This is a genomic window from Bartonella sp. AA2SXKL, assembly GCF_042197205.1.
Taxonomy (GTDB): domain Bacteria; phylum Pseudomonadota; class Alphaproteobacteria; order Rhizobiales; family Rhizobiaceae; genus Bartonella.
In genome coordinates, this window is record NZ_JBHIRN010000007.1 from 1 (window position 1) to 24,316 (window position 24,316).

Annotated in this window: 22 protein-coding genes; 17 read left to right on the plus strand and 5 right to left on the minus strand. The window is 37.3% G+C overall.

What is annotated here, in order from left to right; genetic code table 11:
* From ACFINS_RS05645 to ACFINS_RS05720, 16 genes are all read left to right on the plus strand, one after another.
* Positions 1–276 (plus strand): YadA-like family protein (locus ACFINS_RS05645; RefSeq protein WP_375606732.1); only part of this gene is annotated, 276 nt, incomplete at its 5' end.
* Positions 273–878 (plus strand): invasion associated locus B family protein, encoded by a 606-nt coding sequence (locus tag ACFINS_RS05650; RefSeq protein ID WP_273790643.1) that lies wholly within the window; start codon positions 273–275, stop codon positions 876–878. The genes ACFINS_RS05645 and ACFINS_RS05650, both read left to right, overlap by 4 nt.
* Positions 879–1,782: 904 nt before the next feature.
* Positions 1,783–3,093 (plus strand): Ppx/GppA phosphatase family protein, encoded by a 1,311-nt coding sequence (locus tag ACFINS_RS05655; RefSeq protein WP_375650921.1) that lies wholly within the window; start codon positions 1,783–1,785, stop codon positions 3,091–3,093.
* A 29-nt stretch (positions 3,094–3,122) separates the two neighbouring features.
* Positions 3,123–3,851: an RlmE family RNA methyltransferase gene (locus tag ACFINS_RS05660; RefSeq protein ID WP_375611866.1), complete on the plus strand. Its 729-nt coding sequence runs from the start codon at positions 3,123–3,125 to the stop codon at positions 3,849–3,851.
* Positions 3,852–4,024: 173 nt separating this feature from the next.
* Positions 4,025–5,050 carry a GTPase ObgE gene (gene obgE / locus ACFINS_RS05665; RefSeq protein ID WP_375705965.1) on the plus strand — a complete coding sequence of 342 codons (1,026 nt, stop codon included), beginning with the start codon at positions 4,025–4,027 and terminating at the stop codon, positions 5,048–5,050.
* A 1-nt stretch (position 5,051) separates the two neighbouring features.
* Complete coding sequence (proB, locus tag ACFINS_RS05670) at positions 5,052–6,191, plus strand: glutamate 5-kinase (protein ID WP_375705987.1); 1,140 nt, start codon at positions 5,052–5,054, stop codon at positions 6,189–6,191.
* A gap of 45 nt (positions 6,192–6,236) precedes the next feature.
* Entirely contained in the window at positions 6,237–7,493 is a 1,257-nt protein-coding gene (locus ACFINS_RS05675; RefSeq protein ID WP_375705966.1) for a glutamate-5-semialdehyde dehydrogenase, read from the plus strand.
* A 29-nt stretch (positions 7,494–7,522) separates the two neighbouring features.
* Positions 7,523–8,116, plus strand: a complete 594-nt coding sequence (locus tag ACFINS_RS05680) for a nicotinate-nucleotide adenylyltransferase (RefSeq protein ID WP_375705967.1) — start codon at positions 7,523–7,525, stop codon at positions 8,114–8,116.
* A gap of 111 nt (positions 8,117–8,227) precedes the next feature.
* Positions 8,228–8,614, plus strand: coding sequence for a ribosome silencing factor (gene rsfS / locus ACFINS_RS05685; protein WP_375610572.1), 387 nt, complete (start codon positions 8,228–8,230; stop codon positions 8,612–8,614).
* Position 8,615: 1 nt separating this feature from the next.
* On the plus strand, positions 8,616–9,098 hold the full coding sequence (gene rlmH, locus ACFINS_RS05690; protein WP_375627673.1) for a 23S rRNA (pseudouridine(1915)-N(3))-methyltransferase RlmH: 483 nt from the start codon (positions 8,616–8,618) through the stop codon (positions 9,096–9,098).
* 133 nt (positions 9,099–9,231) lie between these two features.
* Positions 9,232–10,476, plus strand: coding sequence for a murein hydrolase activator EnvC family protein (locus tag ACFINS_RS05695; protein WP_375705968.1), 1,245 nt, complete (start codon positions 9,232–9,234; stop codon positions 10,474–10,476).
* Positions 10,466–11,776, plus strand: a complete 1,311-nt coding sequence (locus tag ACFINS_RS05700) for a S41 family peptidase (RefSeq protein ID WP_375675757.1) — start codon at positions 10,466–10,468, stop codon at positions 11,774–11,776. Before ACFINS_RS05695 ends, ACFINS_RS05700 begins: the two co-directional genes overlap by 11 nt.
* Positions 11,777–11,815: 39 nt before the next feature.
* Positions 11,816–12,337: an RNA pyrophosphohydrolase gene (locus ACFINS_RS05705; protein ID WP_375705969.1), complete on the plus strand. Its 522-nt coding sequence runs from the start codon at positions 11,816–11,818 to the stop codon at positions 12,335–12,337.
* 99 nt (positions 12,338–12,436) lie between these two features.
* Positions 12,437–12,997: an invasion associated locus B family protein gene (locus ACFINS_RS05710; RefSeq protein WP_273790632.1), complete on the plus strand. Its 561-nt coding sequence runs from the start codon at positions 12,437–12,439 to the stop codon at positions 12,995–12,997.
* A gap of 327 nt (positions 12,998–13,324) precedes the next feature.
* Positions 13,325–13,618, plus strand: coding sequence for a YggT family protein (locus tag ACFINS_RS05715; RefSeq protein WP_375621162.1), 294 nt, complete (start codon positions 13,325–13,327; stop codon positions 13,616–13,618).
* Positions 13,619–13,640: 22 nt separating this feature from the next.
* Complete coding sequence (locus ACFINS_RS05720) at positions 13,641–13,955, plus strand: DUF167 domain-containing protein (protein WP_375621163.1); 315 nt, start codon at positions 13,641–13,643, stop codon at positions 13,953–13,955.
* Between the two features lie 53 nt (positions 13,956–14,008).
* Here ACFINS_RS05720 and ppa read toward each other — a convergent pair whose 3' ends face one another.
* The 3 genes from ppa to mgtE all read right to left on the minus strand — a co-directional run bounded on the left by ppa (position 14,009) and on the right by mgtE (position 19,070).
* Positions 14,009–14,539 carry an inorganic diphosphatase gene (ppa, locus tag ACFINS_RS05725; RefSeq protein WP_375705970.1) on the minus strand — a complete coding sequence of 177 codons (531 nt, stop codon included), beginning with the start codon at positions 14,537–14,539 and terminating at the stop codon, positions 14,009–14,011.
* Between the two features lie 68 nt (positions 14,540–14,607).
* Complete coding sequence (typA, locus tag ACFINS_RS05730; RefSeq protein WP_375629992.1) at positions 14,608–16,434, minus strand: translational GTPase TypA; 1,827 nt, start codon at positions 16,432–16,434, stop codon at positions 14,608–14,610.
* 1,259 nt (positions 16,435–17,693) lie between these two features.
* The gene (gene mgtE / locus ACFINS_RS05735; RefSeq protein ID WP_375611855.1) at positions 17,694–19,070 is read right to left on the minus strand and encodes a magnesium transporter; all 1,377 of its coding nucleotides are present in this window, start codon (positions 19,068–19,070) and stop codon (positions 17,694–17,696) included.
* A 549-nt stretch (positions 19,071–19,619) separates the two neighbouring features.
* Between mgtE and ACFINS_RS05740 the strand changes: the two genes are divergently transcribed.
* Positions 19,620–21,644: a M3 family metallopeptidase gene (locus ACFINS_RS05740; protein WP_375611854.1), complete on the plus strand. Its 2,025-nt coding sequence runs from the start codon at positions 19,620–19,622 to the stop codon at positions 21,642–21,644.
* Between the two features lie 163 nt (positions 21,645–21,807).
* Here the strand turns inward: ACFINS_RS05740 and ACFINS_RS05745 are convergent, their stop codons facing one another.
* Positions 21,808–22,884, minus strand: a complete 1,077-nt coding sequence (locus ACFINS_RS05745) for an SGNH family hydrolase (protein WP_375611853.1) — start codon at positions 22,882–22,884, stop codon at positions 21,808–21,810.
* A 14-nt stretch (positions 22,885–22,898) separates the two neighbouring features.
* Positions 22,899–24,155, minus strand: coding sequence for a lytic murein transglycosylase (locus tag ACFINS_RS05750; RefSeq protein ID WP_375611852.1), 1,257 nt, complete (start codon positions 24,153–24,155; stop codon positions 22,899–22,901).
* Positions 24,156–24,316 lie beyond the last annotated feature (161 nt).

Below are 24,316 nucleotides of genomic sequence, written 5' to 3' on the forward strand. Positions count from 1 at the left end.
ATGAAGTTTGAGACATTGAATTATGCTATTCAGGATGTTCGGAAAGAAGCAAGACAAGCTGCTGCTATTGGTCTAGCGGTGTCCAACTTACGTTACTATGATATACCAGGATCTTTAAGTGTTTCATTTGGGAGTGGTTTATGGCGCAGTCAATCTGCACTTGCTATTGGTGCTGGTTATACATCTGAAGATGGAAATATTCGCTCGAATGTATCTGTGACAAGTGCTGGAGGTCATTGGGGAATAGGCGCTGGAATTACTCTGAGGTTGAGATGATAATAGAAAAAATGGCTGTTATTGTAAAAACGAGAAGTATGTTAGTAAAGGTTCTGCTGTTTGCTCTTGCCTTAATAGGCAAGAGCGAAAGCTTTGCCAACGAGAACAATAATATTTATACAGTGCATCCACCGCACTTATCGATACCTAAGGGAGAACCTGGCGAAACACGTCGAATTATTATGCAGTTTTATGATTGGACTTTGATTTGTGACGAAAAACAAAAGCTTAAACATAAGCAAGGTATATGTAATGTGACACAGACGGTTCATGATCAAGAAGGAAATACCATTTTTAGTTGGTCTCTTGTTTCTACGACAAGTGGTCAAGCAGTGATGCTTTTTCGAACATTGCCAAATTCTGATATAAATGTTCCGATTCAAATGTTTGTAAAAGATGTTAAAAAACCTGTTCTTATTAATTATACGCAATGTAATGAAACGGTTTGTTTGGCACAATCACCTGTAGGGCCGGTTTTGACTAAACAAATAGAGCAGAACAATAAGGTACGTATTTCCTATAAAACTAAAGAAGGTAAGGTATTTTCTTTTACTGTACCATTTAAAGGGTTAAATGCAGCACTTAATTCTTTCCGTCCTTAGAATTCATCGAGTATTTTTAACAAGAGTCATTTTTCCATAAATTGTTGTATTATATTTTTGAGTGTAAATTATAAGGTCAAATAAGTAAGAAGTTTTATATAATATGATATCGAGGTGATTTATTGGAAAGAGTGAGAGTTTTATGAATATAAAGTCACAGTAAGTTCTTTATATGTAATGGAAAATCAAGTTAGTGTTTCCTATAATGCTTAAAGAGTGATTTCGTTAGTTATTAAAAGTAAAAAAGATTAGAAATACTCGATTTCTTCCTTACAATAATGAGTAGACTAAATTCTTTTTTAAGCTTAAAATGGATTTTTAAAGCGGTCTGATTAAGCATTAATATTTTTCAGATAAATTTATAATTCTAGAGTTTTTTTGAACGATAGTTTTTATTGGTATTCACGAAATAACAGCTATTGTAATTGCATTTTGTAGTACTATGGAACTTTTATTCCAGCATAATCAAAGCCATTTCATTGCATATAACAACGAGGTTTGTGTGTGGATAACGAAAAAAATTTTTTTTTCTTATAAACCGTACTAATGTATAGGTTGTTGTAACCTTAAAAGTCAGCAAATAGTATGATAGTGTAGGTTTGTTACAATAGAGGTATGCTCCGTGTAAATGGTATAAAGAAAAGAGCATAATTTATAAAAATTGATGTGAACGTAAACGATTAATTTATAGTTTTAAGTTCATAAAGAGATGCATGATTTCACGGAAACAACCGAAAGATTATACAAAAATCTGAATGATGTTAGTGTAGAAAATTTTAATGATAGAAAAAGAAAGAATGATTTCTTGTATATATCATTTGATGCTGCATTATTGCTTTATTTAGGAATGAGCAGAAGAGTTTTCGCGTTTATTTATTGGGGGAACGCTCAAGGGATAAGGGACATGACCCCGTTAAATTATGGTTCAAAAGAGTTAAAGCAAGGAGAAATATACGATACCAAAGCAGATCAATTGTATGATCAGTGCGGTAGTAATACAAATAATCTTTCTGCATTGTCACGAACAGAGGCATACTCTGTCCTTGTTGATATAAAGAGACAACAGAGAAAAAAACATTATGAACAGAAACAGGTTTTTGTTCAATCTGAAGCAGCTTTTGAGTTTCATAATCAGATAATGATAGGTGCTCAAAAAACAAAAAAACTCAAAGCACCTTTTCTTCGACGGTTTCATTCAGTAAAATCTCCACCTCTTTATGCGGCACTTGATCTCGGAACAAATAATTGTCGTCTTCTTATCGCATCTCCCAGTAAACCTGGATATTTTCGTGTTGTTGATGCTTTTTCTCGTATTGTACGATTGGGAGAAGGTTTAATAAATAACGGTTTTCTTAATACACAAGCTATGGATCGTGCGATTGAAGCATTAAAGATTTGTCATTTAAAGCTAAAACAAAGGCATATTAAGCGTTATCGCTTGATTGCAACGGAAGCTTGTCGTTCTGCAGAAAATGGTAGACATTTTATTCAGCGTGTTTTGGAGGAGACAGGTCTTGAATTGGAAATTGTTGATCGGCAAACAGAAGCGCGTTTTGCTGTTACAGGGTGTAGTACACTTGTTGAACCAAATACTGACGCAATTGTGCTTTTTGATATCGGAGGAGGATCATCAGAAATTGTGCTACTTGATGTTTCTCAAAAGCGTTCTTTTCGTTTAGCTCGACAAATTATCGCTTGGACTTCTCTTCCTGTTGGTGTTGTTACGCTTGCTGAACGTTTTGGAGGGAATGATATTAGCTTAGACGATTTTGAAAAAATGAAGAGCTATGTGCGAGGGTTATTAAATAATTTTTCAGATCGTCATAAATTAGGAGAGTTAGCACAAGGTTCAAAGTTTCATCTTTTGGGAACCTCCGGTACGGTTACGACTTTAGCAGGAATGTATCTTAATTTAGAGCGTTATGATAGGAAAAAAGTGGATGGCATTTGGATGAATGATGCGGACATTACGCTTATGACACAACGCCTATTATCATGGGATATAGAAAAACGTGTCATAAGCCCTTTTATTGGACGCGAGAGAGCAGATTTAGTTTTAGCTGGTTGTGCAATTTTAGATGTTATTCGGGAAGTTTGGCCAAGTCAGCGTTTAAGAGTTGCTGATCGTGGATTAAGGGAAGGAATTTTGATAGAGCTAATGTTACGCGATGGAGTATGGTGTCGTCATAGAAAGAGCAGAGATTTCAAGTGTTAGGGAATTAAATATGGAGACAATGAATAACGATGAAAAAAACAACAAAAACACCGAGAGGTGGCTATGGAGGTTCAGGGTCACATGAATTATATCAGCGCGTAAAAAAGAAAGCAGGAACCATTAAAGCTTCATCACGACGATGGTTAGAGAGGCATCTGAATGATCCTTATGTCCATCAATCAAAAGTAGATGGGTACCGTTCGCGTGCGGCTTATAAACTCATTGAAATTAATGAGCGCTATAGGTTTTTGAAAAAAGGCCAAAAGGTTATTGATCTAGGAGCAGCACCTGGAGGCTGGTGTCAGGTGGTTGAGCGTATAGTAGGGTCAAGTGATGAGGATCCTAGCGTTGTTGGTATTGATTATTTACATGTTGATCCATTGCCTAGAGTTGCCATGTTGGAAATGGATTTTTTGCATACAGATGCACCGCAGAAATTAATTGAAACTTTAGGGACAAAACCGGATGTGGTTCTTTCTGATATGGCAGCGCCAACAACAGGTCATCGTCAGACGGATCATTTAAGAACGATTTATTTATGTGAAGTTGCGGCTGATTTTGCTCTTTCGGTTCTCAAGCCTGGGGGATATTTTTTAGCAAAGGCTTTTCAAGGGGGAGCAGAAAACACTCTTCTTGCAAGATTAAAACAGCATTTTAAAAAAGTCTACCATGTTAAACCACCTGCAAGCCGATCAGAATCAGTAGAGCTTTATCTTCTAGCACTTGAATTTAAGGGAAAAACAAAAGTACAAGAATAGCACCTTCTTTTAAGAAGACTTAATTTTACTTAACCTATTTAAATGCGATGATTTTTTTCTCAAAGAGTTATCGGCGATAGTGACAGTTTTTCTGTTATCAATGATGAAAAACTGGTAAAATTAATGTATTGCCTATAGAGGTAGAGAGATTGATTCCTCAGTGAGTGTTTCCAATGAAATTTCTTGATCAAGCTAAAGTTTATATTCGTTCTGGTAATGGAGGTTCTGGAGCAGTATCATTTCGCCGTGAAAAATTCATAGAATTTGGGGGGCCTGATGGAGGGAATGGAGGACGGGGTGGTGATGTCTGGGCTCTTGTTGTTGATGGACTTAACACGCTGATTGATTATCGGTACCAACAGCATTTTAAAGCAAAAACAGGGGGACATGGCAAGGGGCGTAATATGACGGGTGAGAAGGGTGATGATGTCATCCTTAAAGTTCCGGTTGGGACTCAAATTTTTGAAGAAGATAATGCAACGTTAATATGTGATTTAACGGAAGTGGGACAGCGCTATCGCCTTGCAAAAGGAGGGAATGGCGGTTTTGGCAATCTTCACTTTACAACATCGACAAATCGGGCACCGCGTCGTGCAAATCCAGGTTTGGCTGGAGAAGAGCGTGCAATATGGCTTCGTTTGAAGTTGATTGCTGATGCGGGGCTTGTTGGTTTACCAAATGCCGGAAAATCAACTTTTTTAGCTTCTGTAACGGCTGCAAAACCAAAAGTTGCAGATTATCCTTTTACCACTCTACATCCTCATCTTGGTGTTGTACGAATTGATGGTCGTGAATTTGTTTTGGCTGATATTCCAGGATTAATTGAAGGAGCGCATGAAGGTGTGGGAATTGGAGACCGTTTTTTAGGACATGTGGAACGTTGTCGTGTGCTCCTTCATTTGATTTCTGCTCAAGAAGAAGATGTAGCAAAAGCGTATCAAATTGTGCGTCATGAACTTGAGGCATATGGAAATAATCTAAGTGATAAGACTGAAATTGTAGCTTTAAGCCAGATAGATACTCTCGCTCATGAAGAGCGTGAAGCTAAACGGGAAGCTTTGCAAAGAGCAGCGGATCAACCAGTTATGATGTTTTCTGCGGTTAGCCGCGAAGGTTTAGAAAATGTGCTGCGTGCTGGTGCACATATTATTGAAATATCACGCAAAGAGGAGAACGGTGGGGATAGCAGGATTGATTGAGATGGCTGTTGGATCGCAAAAACTTACACACTATAAACGTATTGTGGTCAAGATTGGATCTGCCCTTTTGGTTGATCCTCAGGCAGGTTTACGGGTTGAGTGGCTTAAAAGCTTGATCAATGATGTTGTTGAATTGCACAAAAAAGGCGTAGAGATATTATTGGTGTCTTCAGGTGCTATTGCTTTAGGAAGGACATTGCTACAGCTTCCTAAGGGGGCTTTGAAATTGGAAGAAAGCCAGGCATGTGCTGCTTTGGGGCAAATTGAGTTAGCAAAAACCTATGGTGATGCGCTTGCTCAACATGGGCTCAAAACAGGCCAAATTTTGCTCACTTTATTTGATACGGAGGAGCGAAGGCGTTATCTCAATGCACGTGCGACGATTAATGTACTTTTACGTTTTAGAGCAGTACCTGTTATTAATGAGAATGATACTGTTGCGACAAATGAAATTCGTTATGGTGATAATGATCGTTTAGCTGCACGTGTGGCAACAATGATGGGGGCAGATCTTTTAATACTTTTATCCGATATTGATGGTCTTTATACAAAGTCTCCCCATAGTGATCCTACGGCTGAATTTATACCTTTTGTTGCATCCATTACGCATGATATCGAAAAAATGGCAGATGTTGCTGCTTCAGAGTTTTCACGGGGAGGAATGAAGACTAAGCTTGAAGCCGGAAAAATAGCTAATGCTGCTGGAACGGCGATGATTATCACCTCAGGCAAGCGTATGAATCCTCTTGCTGCAATTGACAAAGGTGAACGCAAGAGTTTTTTTGCGGCAAGTAAGAAATCTGTCAATGCTTGGAAAACATGGATTTCTGGTCATTTAGATCCATCTGGTGTTTTGACGATTGATCAAGGAGCCATTAGGGCTCTTGAATCAGGAAAATCATTATTAGCTGCAGGGGTTATTGGCGTTGAGGGAAATTTCCAGCGTGGGGATACGGTTGCAATTGTTGGTACAGATGGAGTTGAGATTGCGCGTGGACTTGTAAGCTATGACAAAGATGAGGCTGTACGCATTATAGGACATAAAAGTGAAGAAATTGAAGCTATTCTTGGGTATGAGGCGCGCTCTGCTATGGTGCATCGTAATGATATGATTGTACGTTGCTTGATCAATTCTGTTTAAAAAAGTTACTTTTGTTTTTATTGTTTTCGCAGAGTGGATGTTACGATGACTTTAGAAGAACAAATGAAAGATATGGGACAAAAAGCACACTATGCCGCTGCAGCATTGGCTGTTGCTTCTTCTGAGCAAAAGAACAATGCATTAGAAATGATCGCTTTAAGTTTAGAGGCTCAGTCAGATGAAATTTTACGGGCGAATTGTCAAGATTTAGAGAATGCTGCTCAGAATAATTTGAAAGCTGCAATGATTGATCGGCTAAAATTAGATGATTTGCGTTTACGTGCAATGATAGACAGTGTTCGCCAAGTTGCTCGTTTATCTGATCCTGTTGGACAAGTGATGGATGAATGGACGCGTCCAAATGGGCTTCATATAAGTCGTGTACGAACACCTCTTGGTGTGATTGGCATTATTTATGAAAGTCGTCCAAATGTTACAGTTGATGCGAGTGCTTTGTGCTTAAAAGCTGGTAATGCTGCGATTTTGCGCGGTGGTTCGGATAGCTTTCATTCTTCTCATGCTCTTCATTTAGCTTTGGTACAAGGTTTAGAACGCTCTGGTTTACCTAAAGATGCCATCCAAATGGTTGGAACGACAGATCGTGCTGCCGTTGGGGAAATGCTCAAAGGATTGGATGGAGCGATTGATGTGATCGTACCACGTGGTGGAAAGAGCCTTGTTGCCCGCGTTCAGTCTGATGCACGTGTTCCAATTTTTGCTCATTTGGAGGGACTTTGTCATATTTATATTGATAAATCGGCAGATTTAGATATGGCACGCAATATTGTTTTAAATGCAAAGCTGCGGCGAACAGGGATATGCGGTGCTGTTGAGACAGTTCTCATTGACAGCCAAGCATTAAAAAAGTTTCTTCCTGTTTTAACTGCTTTACAGGAGAAGGGATGTGAAATTCGCGCCACAGAAGATATTGTTTTTCTTATACCAGATGTCAAATTAGCGTCTGAAGAAGATTGGTCGCATGAATATCTTGATGCTATTCTTTCTGTTAAAACAGTTGAGGGTGTTGAGGGAGCCATTGCTCATATCAAGCGTTATTCATCAGGACATACGGAATCGATTATTGCTGAGGATTTGGAAGTGGTGAAGAATTTTTTTAATCATTTAGATTCAGCTATTTTGCTGCACAATGCATCTACACAATTTGCTGATGGAGGTGAATTTGGTTTTGGAATGGAAATTGGTATCGCAACAGGAAAAATGCATGCACGTGGTCCCATAGGTGTTGAACAGCTAACATCATTTCAATATCACGTTAAAGGAAATGGTCAGGTTAGAGCTTGAGAACACCATTTTTTCCATGGAAAAATTGTATGCCACATGTTGAAAGATCTAATGTTGTGGGTCTTTTTGGTGGTTCCTTTAATCCACCGCATGCGGGGCATCTTCTTGTTGCAAAAATTGCCATTCGGCGTTTATATCTTGATCAGTTATGGTGGATGATCTCTCCAGGAAATCCTTTAAAGGATTGTACACAGTTACCCTCTTTAGAGGAGAGAATGCAATTAAGTTTTAAACTTATTGACCATCCAAAAATTCGCTTAACAGGTTTTGAACAGGCTATAGGGAGCAAAGTATCAGTAGATACGATTTTTCATATTCTTACTCATTACAGTGGCGTAAATTTTGTATGGATTATGGGGGCAGATAGTTTTGCGACGATACATCATTGGTATCGATGGCATGATATCGTCTCTATGCTTCCTATTGCGATTATTGATCGTCCTTTAGGCAATCGGTCAGCACTTTCCTCTCCTATGGCACATATTTATCGCCGTTTTCGTTTGGATGAGAGAGAAAGTAAGCGATTACCTTTTATCAAGCCACCAGTTTGGACTTATTTGCATGGACCTTTATCTTTTCAATCTTCAACAAACCTTCGTTTGAAGAAGAATGATTTTTCTTGAACATTTCATAAGATTCTGCTTCTCTTTAGAGAAGTCTCTTTTTTAGATTCCACAACGATAAGAAAGGATATTGATCTGAAAAACATTGCACACAAACACTCTTACGATATTATGCCTTCAAAAGAAAAAAAAGTTTTTTCTGTTAGTGAGAGTCTTGAAGTTATTCTCAAGAGTTTAGAAGATACAAAAGCAGAAGATATTGTTGCTATTGATATTCGAGGGAAGTCATCTTTGGCTGATTATATGGTCATAGCTTCAGCAAATTCGCAGCGTCATGTATCGTCTGTTGCTGATCATTTATTACATACTTGGAAAGATAGTGGGCAGGGGCTTGCGCGTGTAGAAGGGCTTGCTGGAGGTGACTGGGTATTGATTGATACAGGTGATATTATCATTCATCTTTTTCGTCCAGAAATTCGTCTTTTTTATAATTTAGAAAAAATATGGATGACGCCGGATTTAAACGATACGGCTTTGCTTCTCTTCGGAGATCATTAAAATGCAAATTTCTATTTTTGCGGTTGGTCGTATGAAAAGTGGGGCGGAGCAAAAATTAGTTCAGCATTATTTGGATCGTTTTTCTAAAATTTCTGGAGATGTAGGCTTTCATTTAAAAAAGTTACAAGAGATACCAGAAAGTCGTGCTCAAACAGTTTATCAACGTATGGAGGAAGAGGGGAGAAAACTTATTGAATTTTTACCTGAAAAATGTCGATTAATTGTGTTAGATGAGCGTGGAGAATCGATTTCGTCAATTTCTTTTTCTGAAAAATTGAGGTGTTATCGTGATGAGGGCATTCGAGATGTCGTCATTGCTTTGGGAGGACCTGATGGGCATAATGAACAAATAAGGAAGCGTGCTGATTTTCTTTTATCTTTTGGTTTGATGACGTGGCCACATCAAATTGCACGTATTCTTCTTACAGAACAACTTTACCGCGCTGTAACAATTGAAAATAATCATCCGTATCATCGTTTTTAATATTTTTGTTCAATTTTTAGCACTTATTTATATGTTTATTAATATTGTTTTAGCTGACACCATTTAAAGCATCTCTAATGTATACGATGAGGTGTCATGGTTTTTGCAAATGAAAAAGCTTCTTCATAGAAAGATGCTATATTTATATGAGGAGTGCGTCATATTTGTCATTCTGCTCTTGAGTATATTTTTTTGCTTTTCTGTATCGCATGCGGAAGATACAATGAGGAGTACGGAAGTCCATAAAGAATTAGGAGAAATTCGCCAAAATATTTCACTTTCGCGTGAGCGTGTTGCTTTTCTTATGCATCAAGTTGAGCATTTAAAAAAAGATCAACGTGTTTTGAGTGATGCACTCATAAAGGCGGCTAAAGAAGAACGTATAGTAGCAGATGATATTGCTAAAAGGGAAGAAAAGCTTAAAAAAATGATAGAAAAGCGGGTACAAGTCTATCAAAGTTTAAAAAATCGTCGTGCTGAATTTGCGGAAGTTCTTGCACTTTTGGAGCGTATGGGATTGAATCCGCCTCCTGCTCTTATGATACAGCCAGAGGACGCGTTGGCTTCTATACGTAGTTCTATTTTATTAGGTACCGTTATTCCTCAGATGCAAGAGAAAACACGAGATTTAACAGAAAAACTCAAGGAGTTGACCAATTTGAGTAATTCCATTACTACGGAATATAAGGCATTAAAGACAAAGCTGCAAAATCAAGCAGAGCAGCGAAAACGTCTAGAGCTTTTATTAGACCAAAAAAACAAACTACAAAAAAAATCAGAAAAAGAACTTACAGAACAGCAACAAAAAAATATTGCTCTTGCTAAAAAAGCGCAGTCTTTGGAAGAATTGATTTTAGAGCTCGACCGCCAGTCAAAATTTAGCTCTGATGCATCAGTACAGGTACGGAAAAGTTTGCAATTGTTAGAACAGTCCAATTTTGAAAGCCGAAAAGGTTCTTTACTTTTTCCTGTTTCAGGAAAAAGAATACGTCATTCTAATAAAAGTTCGCAGATTACGCGCTTTGGTGAAACGATAGAAACAGAGTCAGGAGCTGTTGTTATATCACCTGTAGATGCTTTTGTTGCTTTTGCTGGGCCATTTCGTTCTTACGGACATTTAATCATTCTCAATGTTGGAAATGGTTATCATATCATTCTTACTGGAATGTCGAGAATTAATGTAAAACAGGGGCAGTTTGTTCTTTCAGGTGAGCCTCTGGGTATAATGGAAATGCAATTTATTTCAAACAGTGTTGCATTGGATATAGGAAAAACTTCTCCAATGCTTTACATTGAGTTTAGAAAGCAGGGGAAACCTGTAAATCCAACTCCTTGGTGGCAGACTGAAAAAATAAGAAGGAGCCAAAATGATTCGTAAAGTTATTCTTTTGGTCGCTGGGGTATTGCTCGGCGCCTGTTCAATGATTATGGTGCAGTCTGTTGCTGCGAATAATGAAGATAATGCATATAAAAAGCTAGCTATATTTGGCGATGTTTTTGAGCGTGTACGTATGCAATACGTTACAGTTCCAGATGATAAAAAGCTTATTGAAAACGCTATCAATGGCATGCTCACATCACTGGACCCTCATTCATCTTATTTGAATGCTGAAGAAGCCAAGGATATGCGGGATTCTACGAAAGGAGAGTTCGGAGGTCTTGGTATTGAGGTCACTATGGAAAAAAACTTAATTAAAGTTGTTTCACCAATGGATGATACTCCCGCTTCAAAAGCAGGTATTCTAGCAGGAGACCTTATTTCAAAAATTGATGATGTACAAACGAATGGTCAAACATTGAATGAAGCTGTTAATAAGATGCGAGGTGCTCCTGGAACACCAATTACCTTAACAATTATTCGTTCTGGCGTTGATAAGCCATTTGAAGTGAAGATTGTTCGTGATATTATCAAAGTAAAAGCGGTGAAATATCGGGTTGAGGGTGATATTGGATATTTAAGAGTTATCCAGTTTTCTGAACAGACATTAAATAATCTTCTAGCGGCAATTAAAGATATCCAATCTAAAATTCCTGAAGATAAGCTAAAAGGTTACGTCCTTGATTTGCGGCTTAATCCGGGTGGGCTTTTAGATCAAGCTGTTAATGTTTCGAGTGCTTTTCTCAATAAGGGTGAAATTGTGTCGACTCGTGGGCGCAAAAAGAGTGATGTGACAAGATTTGATGCGAAGCCAGGTGATGTCATCAATGGAAAACCGCTCATTGTTCTTATTAATGGTGGTTCAGCAAGTGCTTCTGAAATTGTTGCGGGTGCATTGCAAGATCATCGTCGTGCAACAATTTTAGGGACGCAGTCTTTTGGTAAAGGATCTGTTCAAACAATTATTCCTTTGGGTGAAAATGGGGCTTTACGCTTAACAACAGCACTTTATTACACGCCATCAGGCACTTCTATTCAAGGAACAGGGATTACGCCTGATATTATTGTAGAGCAACCTCTCCCTGAAAAATATAAAGGTTATGATGTAAAAGTTGGTGAGTCTGCATTAAAAGGACATATCAAAGGAAAACGAGAAAGTAATAAAGGATCTGGTTCAGCTGCTTTTGTTCCCAAAGACCCTAAAGATGATATTCAATTGAATGAGGCCTATAAACTGTTACGAGGTGAAATGTCAAATGCAGCATTTCCACCAGATCCCAATAAGGATGTATTACAGTGAGAATTGATATCTATAGCTTGCGATTTTGAGGAATATTAAATGGATGCAGGTATTAATTTGAAGATTCTTCCATATCGCAAATGTGTTGGGATTGTTATCTTTAATCATGAGGGTAAAGTGTGGGTTGGGCGTCGTTTAATGATGCCCATTCATGCAGATATTGAAATATCTCATCGTTGGCAGCTTCCTCAAGGAGGGATTGATGAAGATGAAAAACCATTAGATGCAGCATATCGTGAACTTTATGAAGAAACGGGTATTCGATCTGTGAAGTTGATTAAAGAAGCACAAAATTGGTTCCATTATGATTTTCCACAAGAACTTATTGGGTGCACATTAACAAATAAATATCGTGGGCAAATACAAAAATGGTTTGCTTTCCAGTTTACAGGAAAGCTTTCTGAAATTGCGATTAATCCGCCACCAGATGGCAATAAAGCGGAATTCGATCAATGGAAATGGATTGATCTAGAAACCCTTCCGTTGATTGCTGTTTCTTTTAAAAAGCACGTTTATACGAAAGTTGTCAGCGAATTTCGAGGTAGCCTTAGACCATTATAAAAGCTATATGATTATGAGAAAGCTTTTTTTATTAAGATGCTTTATATTATAATAAATAATAAACATGTTTATCTTTTATGTAAAGAACAGGAATATAAAATGAAAAAGTTATTTAATTTACTTATAGTTTTTACTCTCTTGAGTATTTCATCTGTTGCATTTGCAACAAGTTCAAAGCCTCCTGCATCAAAAGATGCGGCAGCGACATTGCCAAATGGAGCTTCTTCTTTGACTGAAACCTACGGTTTGTGGACTATTAACTGTGGTATACAAGAAGGGAAAAGAATTTGTTTTATGCACCGTCAAGAAGTAAATGAGCAGGGGCGTGTTGTTGTGGCTATGGGCCTTACTCTCGATGCTGAGGGTGTTGTATCTGGTAATTTAACAGTTCCTTTTGGCATTTTGGTTTCTAAACCTGTTCGTTTACAAGTTGATGAGGGAAAAGCTGTTATCGAAACCGGTATCCGGACTTGTGTACCAGCAGGTTGTGTGGTTCCTGTCGTTTTTGACAAAAATCACGTAGCAGCTTTACGTTCTGGAAAACAGTTAAAGTTGGCGATGACAATTGCTGCTGCAGGTGAACCAGCTTTGAATGATTTATTTGTTCAGCTAGATGGTTTTAGTAGTGCTCTTAATCGTTTGACTGCTTTGCAGAAATAATTTTAAAACTAGAAGCGGCCTTTAAAAGGCCGTTTTTAGTTTGTTTGTTTTTTTATAATTAATAATTAAAACGATGAGATTTAAGATTAATCCTATAAGGGATATTCAGATTTTTTGCCGTTTCTTCTATTTTATGTGCTATTTTTAATTTTGATATTTGTTTTCTAACTGCATCGTCATTAAATAGAGAGATGAAGAATTTAGATGTCTGGTTTTTATTCAAGAAAAAAGAGTATTGAAATATAAAACCATTTTTTGATACACAGACCTGCTTTAATGAAGGTTTTCTATACGCTCTTCTGTTTCCTTGATTGAAAGGGATGACGCATGATTTATGCATTGCTTCGAACGATTGATTTGATTTTTGAGATTTATATTGATATTTTAATCGCTAGTGTCATTTTTTCTTGGCTTTATGTCTTTAATATCATAAATTCACGCAATCGCTTTGTTGTTTTGATAGGAAGCTTTCTATATCGTTTTACAAATCCCGTTCTAAGCCGTATCCGGAAAATTTTGCCAAATTTGGGAACGATTGATATTTCACCTATTGTAGTGTTCATTATTATTTATTTTATTCGTGTTTTCATGTGGCGCGTTTACGCAAACATATATGTATAGAAATATTACTTGAGGCGAATACATGTTTTATCAAGTTGATAAAAATAACTTGATTTTGTTTGTGTATCTCATTCCCAAATCATCCGTTGACAAAATAATAGGGATTGAATGTAGGGATGGTGAAAAACAATATCTGGTTATACGCCTTCGTGCTGTTCCTGAAGATGGAAAAGCGAATAAAGCTCTCATTAAATTTCTTGCGAAGCAGTGGAAGATTTCAGCTTCTTCTATTTCTCTGAAAAGCGGCGCAACATCTCGCTACAAACAACTTTACTTTTCGACACATTTAGAAGAATTACAGCAGATATGGCAATCCTTTAGAGATTGCATCTCGTAGAAAAAATAAAGAATAAAGCCTATTTTTAAATAGGCTTTATTCTATTAAAATCGTTATATTTTTTTATTGCGCTCAACAGCTTGCTTAATTAATTCATGCGCAAAGTTTTTATCACGCCATCCTTCAATTTTAGCCCATTTTCCAGGTTCCAGATCTTTGTAATGTTTGAAGAAATGTTCAATTTGTTTGAGTGTAATCTCGGGCAGGTCTGTATAGTCATGAATATTGATATAGCGTTTTGTTAATTTTGTAGTGGGAATGGCAATAATTTTTTCATCTTTACCACCATCATCTTCCATCATTAGAGCTCCGATGGGGCGAACATTGATAACACAACTAGGCATAAGTGGACGGGTATTACAGATAAGGACATCAATAGGATCACCATCATCCGAAAGCGTATGAGGGACAAAACCGTAATTTCCAGGATAAACCATTGATGTATGAAGAAAACGGTCAACAAATAATGCACCCGACTTTTTATCCATCTCATATTTTATTGGTTGCCCACCAAGGGAGACTTCCACAATAACGTTAATATCTTCTGGTGGATTTTTGCCTACGGGTATTTCCTTAATATTCATAGAGACATCCTTTCTGGAATATAGTGAGGCTCAATACAATTAAATATTTTACCAAAGAGATTATGAAATTAACTTGAAATTGATGTACGTGTTTTTTCAAAACGTTTACGTTCATTAGGATCAAGATAGAGTTTGCGGAGACGAATATTTTTAGGGGTTACTTCCACAAGTTCATCATCTTGTATCCACGATAAGGCGCGTTCTAATGTCATTTTAATGGGAGGCGTTAACTTTACGGCCTCATCTTTTCCAGAAGCGCGCATATTGGTGAGTTTTTTCCCTTTTAAGACATTGACTTCTAAGTCATTATCTCGTGAGTGGATGCCAATAATCATACCTTGATAGACTTTCACACCCGCATCGATGATCATAGGTCCACGATCTTCAAGATTAAAAAGAGCATAAGCGACAGATTCACCGTTGTCATTTGAAATCATAACACCATTAACACGACCAGCAATGTCTCCTTTATAAGGTTCATAAGCATGGAAAAGGCGATTCATAATTGCTGTACCACGTGTGTCCGTTAAAAGTTCAGATTGATAACCAATGAGTCCTCGGGTTGGTGCATAAAAGACAAGGCGGACACGATTACCTCCAGAAGGACGTAATTCCACCATTTCGCCTTTACGTTCAGACATTTTTTGTACAACAGTACCGGAATATTCTTCATCAACATCGATAACAACTTCTTCGATTGGCTCAAGAGTTATTCCATTTTCATCTTTTTGCATAACAACACGTGGGCGTGAAACACTAAGTTCAAATCCTTCACGGCGCATATTTTCAATGAGAACTGCAAGCTGTAATTCTCCTCGTCCTGAAACGTAGAAAGAATCTTTATCGACTGATTCTTCAATTTTAAGAGCGACATTGCCTTCTGCTTCTTTTAACAATCGGTCACGAATGACACGACTTGTTACTTTATCGCCTTCAGTTCCAGCAAGGGGACTATCGTTGACGAGAAAACTCATAGTAACAGTAGGAGGATCAATTGGTTGGGCAGTAAGGGGTTCATTGACAGTAGGGTCACAGAAAGTATCAGCAACGGTACCTTTTTGTAGACCTGCAATCGCAACAATATCACCAGCACTTCCTTCTTCAATAGGTTGCCGTTCTAAGCCACGAAATGCTAAAATTTTTGAAATACGCCCAGTTTCTAAAAGTTTTCCATCTTGTCCAAGAACCTTGACATTTTGATTGGGTTTTAGAGAGCCAGAATGAATCCGTCCTGTAATAATTCGTCCCAAAAACGGATCCGCTTCAAGAATAGTTCCAATCATGCGAAACGGTCCTTCTGCTACACTAGGAGAAGGGACATGCTGCGTCACAAGATCAAATAAAGGACCTAATCCCTGATCTTTTGGTCCCTCTGGGGCTTCAGCCATCCATCCATCGCGTCCAGATCCATAAAGAATAGGAAAATCAAGCTGTTCATCGGTTGCGTCAAGAGCAGCGAAAAGGTCAAAAACCTCATTAATGACTTCATCAACGCGTGCATCCGGTCGGTCAATTTTATTAATAGCAACAATAGGGCGCAATCCTACTTTCAATGCTTTGCCAACGACAAATTTTGTTTGTGGCATTGGTCCTTCAGCAGCATCAACAAGTACAATGGCTCCATCAACCATATTGAGGATGCGTTCAACTTCTCCACCAAAGTCAGCGTGTCCTGGTGTATCAACAATATTAATTCGAGTATCTTTCCAAACAACAGATGTCACTTTCGCTAGGATTGTAATTCCGCGTTCTTTCTCAATATCGTTTGAATCCATCATACGTTCGCTTGTACGCTGATTATCACGGAAGTTTCCTGATTGCTTGAGAAGCCCGTCTACAAGCGTTGTTTTCCCATGGTCAACGTGGGCAATGATGGCAATGTTACGCAATTGCATAAATTTTCTTCTTTTCGTTTAATGAAATTTCATTTGAGGTAAAGTCTTTACATTCTTTGCCTGACTATTAGAAAACCTTTTACATGTTTTTTTATAATTTTGGAAGATGGAGGCAATATTTTTATGGCAAAACTATTTATCCAAGTCTTTAAGGCTCTATTGAGCTTCAATTTCTGAAGCTTCGTAAAAGTTTTTATAGTACGTATGTTCTATTCTCGAGCTAAGAATTATCCAAAAAATCACCGTCAACTTGATTTTTATCAATATGACACAAGGAATTTATATGAGCTCTTGTAAGAGTAAGTATAAAGCTAGCCATATTATTGTTGTTGTTTTGCAAAGAGATTAATAAAAATCCGGAATATCTCTCAATCCATAGCCAATTTATTGACAACTGTACAACATTCTTATTCTAAATAAAGCTTTTTCTTATTCTATAACTTGTCAATCAAAATCCAGATCTAATGCAACCGTGTATTTGAGGTAAATATTGAGATGATTAAGAATTTTATAAGAAGCTCTAGCTTTTGTATGCCAGATTGGGCAAGAGTTATATCTGTTTGATTTATTTATGAACTCGGCATACAGTCTTATTTAGAAAGAATATGAAGGCATCCAAAGAAAATTCCCATCTTTGCTGTTAATCCAATTTATAATTTCAAAAGCATCTAAAGTAATATCTTTTAAACCATGGAGATAGTGCATTGCCTTACTTTTGTTAATTGCACTCTCTAATAGGAGTATGCTTTTCATGCCAAACAGAACACTTTAAACAGCATATACTTTTTGTTGCATATTCATGTACTTAAGAGAGATTGCTTAACGTACACTACATCCATTCCATGATAGAGCTCATAAATGATATAATATACGCGAATAGTATACTATTAACGCCTTTGTGAAGAAATATAAAGCCTGTTGAGTATCATCATGATTATTCTTTCTCAGCTGTCAATATTGCGCCAGTTTTTGATACGAGAGAGAGAGGATATAAGAAGTATTTTATTTTTTCTTGAATAGTTTTTAGACATACACCGATCTCGTTTGTGACTGGCAAGAAGATGACTTTAATCGATTTAATATGAGAAGCTTTATGATGAGGTAAAATTACGTTATTCGGAGCTGTTATTCAAAAAAATAATAAATTATCTATAGAGCGGTGCGCTAGAAAATAAATAATAAAGCTTATTCTCTTATGGAAAGAATCTTAGGTTACATGACAAGATTTTTCCATAAGTAAGAGTTTTTACTTTACATGTTTAAAGAAGAGTTCCTGACAAAATGAGAGAAGCTACAGAAAAATAGATTATAATGCCCATGACATCTACTAAAGTTGCCACAAAAGGAGCAGAAGCACTTGCTGGATCAAATTTTAAACCTTTAAGAATAAAAGGCAACATAGATCCAGAAAGAGAACCAAAGGTAACGATTCCAACTAAAGCTGTACCCACTGTTGTCGAAATAGCAATCCAATGTTGGCCATAGTCGTAGATACCTAGTTTTTGCCAAAGAGCAATGCGCGTAACACCAATAATTCCTAGTAAGAGACCAAGGGATAGTCCTGTTGGAATTTCACGAATGATCACTTTCCACCAGTCTTTCAACGTGAGTTCACGTAAAGCCAATGCACGGATAATAAGGGATGTAGCCTGTGAGCCGGAATTTCCTCCTGAGCTCATAATGAGAGGTATGAACAGTGTAAGAATAATCGCTTTTTCGAGTTCTGTTTCGAAATGTTGCATAGCGCTTGCTGTCAGCATTTCACCGATAAAGAGTAAAGCGAGCCAGCCTCCGCGTTTTTTCATCATTTCAGGAAACTTAATTTGCATATAGGGCTTATTAAGTGCTTCCATACCCCCAAATTTATAGGCATCTTCATTCATTTCATCGACCATAGTATCAAGCACGTCATCAACGGTTACAATGCCAATGACATGGTTACTTTCATCAACTACAGGCACAGAGAGAAGATCATGGCGCTGGAAAAGGCGTGCGATATCTTCATGATGTGTGAAAGGTGATATTGTAATGGGCGAGTCATGGGTAGGGACATTAAGAATTTGTTCATCAGGTGAGGCAAGAATAAGGTTACGCAGGGAAACAGCTTTGAGAAGAGTACCTGTTTTGGGGTCAATTACATAGCTGGTATAAACTGTTTCACGTGTTCGCTCGACCTCACGAATGTGATCCAAAGTTTTTTGTATGGTCCAGTTTGAAGGAACGGCTATAAACTCTGTTGTCATCAGTGCTCCTGCTGTATGATCAGGATAACTGGTGAGTTTTTTAAGTTCAGCGCGCGTTAAGGGGTTAAGCAAGGCATAAAGTCGTGTACGGGTTTCCTTATCCATTTCTTGAAAGACGTCTGCAGCAGCATCGGCAGACATGCCATCAAGAATTTCAACAGCACGATTTATAGGGAGAAGTTCTAGGATGGCAGCAGGTTGCTCAAGCTCTGGTTTATCAAAAAGTTCGATAACATAATCAAGAGGCAGAAGACTAAGAATAGTTACACGTTCCATGATATCGAGGTCATTGATGATATCAATAGAGTCTGCAAAATGCTGGTTCTTTAACTTTTCAGCGAGAGCTTCAGGAGAAAATTTTTTGAAGTCGAAGGCCGTTTTGATTTCAGTCATGATAAAGTACCTCCTGAAGAGTTGGAGAGTTGTAAATCTAGATAATAGATGAGATAAAAACAAAAGTTTATGGAAGATTTAAAAAAACTCCCCAGCTATATTCCCAATTGTTAATATTTGAAGTAAAGTCAAGGATAAATTATAAGTTATAAACAAGTTTCTGAATCACTAAAACGAGAATACAGCTTAATTTGAGGATAATATAAAAACGTAAATGTAAAAATCAGTTCTGATTTTACCATCATTTCTTTAATGTAGTTTGCGATTTTCAAAAGAATCTAAAGCAATATTTTATAAAGAGTGGAGATTATGCTTTTCTCCAAGTGTTTTTGTTAATATGCAATTCTATTGTGATGTGCGAGCGAATAATCTTTATTGCTTCAATATAATATGGTTTGAATGAAAGAACTTTACGATTTTCAGGTTTTTTTATTCAATAGGGTTTTGAAAGGTAGTTTTGAAACTCACGAAATAGTTTTAGTATGTTATCAATTTGTGTCGTAAAGATAATTGTTACAGTTTAAATTTATAATGGAGACATAAAGTATTATGACAAAAGCAGCAGTGCTGGACTGGAAGGGATTTTCAGGTCTTCCTGATTTTTCTTCTATAAGTGACGAAGATTTTAAACCCGCTTTTGAACAGGCACTTCAAGAAGCAGAAGAAGAACTAGAGGCAATTGCGATGGTGCAAGAACCACCAACGCTTGAGAATTTTTTGCAGCCTTTTGAGCTTTGCGGCAAAGCGCTTGATCGTGTCTGTTCAATATTTTTCTTACGCACCAGTGCTCATACGAATGTATTAATTCAACAGCTAGAGCAAGAGTTCGTTGTAAAACTTTCTCGTTATTCTTCAAAAATGATGATGGATGCGCGGATATTTGCGAAAATAGATGTACTTTATAAACAGTCGCAGCTGGGCACATTTGAGAGTGAAACAACACGTGTTCTTGAATTATGGTGGAAAAAGTTTGTTTGTCATGGGGCAAAACTCGATGAAAAAGCTAAGAAACGGCTTTTGGAAATTAATGAAAGACTTGCTTTTTTAAATGCTACTTTTGGACAAAATGTCTTAAATGATGAAGCTGAATGGATTCTGTTTTTAAAACAAACAGACTTATCTGGTTTACCGCAAGATCTCATTGCTTCAATGAAGGAAATTGCGTGTGAAAGAGGCAATGAAGAAGCGTATGCATTAACACTAGCACGTTCGATTGTTGAACCTTTTTTAAAATTCTCTGATCGTCGTGATTTGCGTGAGGTTGCATTCCAAGCTTGGGCTAAACGTGGTGAAAATAATAACAAGAATGATAATAAAACAATTATTGTAGAGATTGTTGCGCTTCGAGATGAGCAGGCTAAATTATTGGGATATAAATCTTTCGCAGATTTGAAGCTCGATAATACTATGGCTAAAAGTGTTGATTCCGTTATGGATTTGCTTATGCCTGTATGGGAGCGCGCAAGAGCGAAAGCTTCTACTGAGCAAATTGACTTACAAAATTTTGCCAACAATCAGGGCAGCAATGAATCTTTAGCTGCTTGGGATTGGCGTTATTATGCTGAAAGACTTCGCACTGAAAAACTTTCTTTCGATAGCGCTGAGATTAAATATTATTTTCAGCTTGATCTTATGATTAAAGCGGCTTTTGGGGTAGCCGAAAAACTCTTTAGCATTACATTTGAAGAAAAAAACGCTGTTACACTTTGGCATCCTGATGCACGTTTGTGGGAAGTAAAAAAGTCTGATGGAAGTCTACTTGGGCATTTTATTGGTGATTATTTTGCGCGTTCTTCAAAACGCTCCGGTGCGTGGATGAGTAGTTTGCAATCACAACATAAATTGGATGGCGGACAAAAGCCTATTATCTACAATGTTTGTAATTTTGCTAAACCACCTAAAGGGGAAGTTGCTCTTTTATCACTTGATGATGCACGTACGCTTTTCCACGAATTTGGACATGCATTGCATGGTTTGCTTTCTGATGTCACATGGCCATCTGTGTCGGGAACATCTGTTTCACGTGATTTTGTTGAGCTACCTTCTCAACTTTACGAACATTGGTTAACAGTACCAGAGATATTAAAATCTTATGCTATACATACAAAAACAGGTCATCCTATGCCACAAGAGTTGATAGATAAAGTCTTAGTAGCACAGACATTTAATGCAGGATTTTCTGCCGTTGAATTTATCTCATCAGCTTTAGTGGATATGGCTTTTCATCAAGGCGAAACAGTCACTGATCCAACAGTGTTTGAACGCCAAGAATTAGAAAAGCTGCAAATGCCTGATACAATTATTATGCGTCATCGTCCCCCACATTTTATGCACGTGTTTGCGGGAGATGGTTATGCATCTGGTTACTATTCTTATATGTGGTCGGAAGTGCTTGATGCTGATGCTTTTCAAGCTTTTGAAGAAACGGGAGATGTTTTTAATTCAGAGCTTGCTGATAAGTTGAAACGTTTTATTTACTCCGCTGGAGGAAGTCGTGATCCAGAGGAGCTTTATAAAGCTTTTCGGGGACGAATGCCTTTACCAGAGGCAATGATTAACAAACGTGGACTATAAGATATAACGGTATGGTTAACCACCATGCCGTTTTCATATTATTCGAAAGGTACAGTTGCGATTTATGCAAATTTTCTCTTCATTATAGCTCTGTAAACAGAGTTTTTTATCTTATTCGCTTTTTGTTTATAGAGGAAAATAGATTTTGTATTTTAAATAGACATTATGGGAAAGAAAAATTATCAGCTCGATCTTTTTGATGCCCATTTGGTGGAAACCATGATTTTTTTATAAAACTTGACTTTCTTTTGCCTAAAAGGTGAGTGTTTTTTTGTACCATATCATCGAGGTTCATTGGAAGCTGACGCATAATTTTACTCCGCTCTTGATTCTCTGATTCTTGTATAAGTTTTTGAATAGCTTTATCGGTTGAGTATGAATTTTCATGAGAAAAGGCGTGAAAATTTAAAATATTTTTCAATGGTTTTTCTAAATAAGAGGCAATTTTTTTCTTTCCTTCAGGGGTGAAATGCATGCCATTATTGGTGCGTAATTTGGTTGTTTTTCCATTAATATCATAGCCTGAAAAAGAAAAAATTCCTTCTTCATCACTAAAGCCGCTCCAGATATCGAGAAAATACCCTCCTGCTGTTTCTGTTTCTTGTTTATAGAGCGCATTAAAAATTTTCATTTTTTGTGTCAAAAGGTCATTTCCAAAAGAAGGTTGACCTATCCATATCCATGATTTTCCAGAGGCGTGAAGACTTTCAGTAATTTCGATAATTCTTTGTTTGTAGATGCGTATCCATTCTGACTGATCTGTGTTAATCATGTTATGAGAGTCTGTGATGGGTTGATTATCATTTGCACCGATCATCATGATAATAACATCGGGGCTATTTTGGTCAATGAGTTTAGAAATATTGCTTTGCCAAGAATAATAATCCGTTCGAACTAAGCCGGAAGCTGGTATTGTGTTGTTCATGATAACGATATCGCTATTATTTATAAAAAACTTTTTAAGTGCATCGGCAACAGCGGAGGCTGCAAAATCCCCTACAACAAGAATGCGTTTTGCATTCTCATTTTTTAGCTTTTGTATGTTTTTTTGTGTTACGATCTTTTTTTGCGGCTTGTCTATTTTTTGTTCTATAATTTGCGGTGGCTGCTGTGTCTGTTTGTTTTGTTGTGATAACCATTTGAAGAAGTTCGTTGCTTTACTTGGGGATGGCTGTAAGATCCCCACAATAGAAAGTGAAAACAGCAATAATGTCAAGTATATCAGGCGAAAAGAAGACAAAACCTTAGTTTCCATTATTGTTTGCGAAGGAGAAAAAGCACTTGAGATGATGGATATCCATTTTCTTTTAGACCGTAATGCAGCTGAAAAGCTTTGATTGCTTTGCGAGAGGCTGTTCCGATTTGTCCATCAATATCTCCTTTATAATATCCCAATGCACTTAAGCGAGATTGCAGTTCTTTGCACTCTTGGAAGGTAATAGGCTGAAAAGGTCTTTGCCAATCATGCACTAATCCAAGATGTCCAGCAATACGATCAGCAAGAAGGGAAACAGCAAACGCATAACGATCTGCATTATTATAATGTTTCAGAACAAAGAAATTTTTTGTGACTAAAAATATAGGTCCTTTTGCTCCATCTGGATATTTTAATATTGCTTGTTCAGCTGATGTAGGAAGAGGGTGCCCATTTGCGTGTTTTACACCTAATTTTTTCCATTGTTCAAAGGAATACCAGCCTTCAGGAAGGTTTTTCCCCTGCGGCACTTTTACCTCTACTCCCCAAATAAGATTAGGTTGCCAGCCATTTTTGTGGAGAAGGTTAGCAGCAGTAGCCAGAGCATCTGGAACAAAGTTCCAGATATCACGCCGTCCATCTTGATTTATATCAACAGCATAGGCGAGATAACTGCTTGGAATAAATTGTGTATGTCCCAATGCTCCGGCCCAAGATCCAGTGAGTTGAGAGCGTTTAATTTCACCACTTTGTAGAATTTTCATAGCAGCAATCAGCTGTGTATATGCGTATTTTTCGCGTTTTTTATCGGCATAGGCTAGGGTTGCAAGTGAGCGAATGGCATCACGCATTACACTTTTATTGGCTAAAATTTTCCCATAATTGCTTTCCATTGACCAAATAGCAAGCAGAATATTACGGTCAACACCAAAACGTTCTTCAATTTGAAGAAGCCATTTGTTCCATTTTTTTGCTTGGCGCCGTCCTTCCACAATTGCGATATCATGGACACGATTATCGAAATAGTTCCAGGAAGGAGCAACAAATTCCGGTTGGTATGCGGCGCTTTTTAGAACTTCAGGATCAATGGCATTAACACCTTTAAACGCCATATGAAACGTAGAAGGGGTAATATTGTGAGCAATAGCTATTTTTTTAAATTCTTTAATCCAGTGTTTAAATCCGCTATCAGCATATGAAAGGGATATAAAAAACATAAAAAAAGCAGAAAAAATAACGGCAGAGACAGTGAAAAGAGTTCTCCAAGCTATTGACTTCTCTAAAAAAGAGAAAGTCTTCAATTCTGTTTTTTGCATTTTGAAATCCCCATTAATATTCAATTCATTAGATGTGCAATAACTTTATTTTGTATTTAGTTTAATCGATAATATGATCAAGAAGAGGAAAAAACTGAAATAAATAACTCATTTTAATCCTTTCAATAAATTCTCAGACTCTTTTTACATTTTGATTGCCC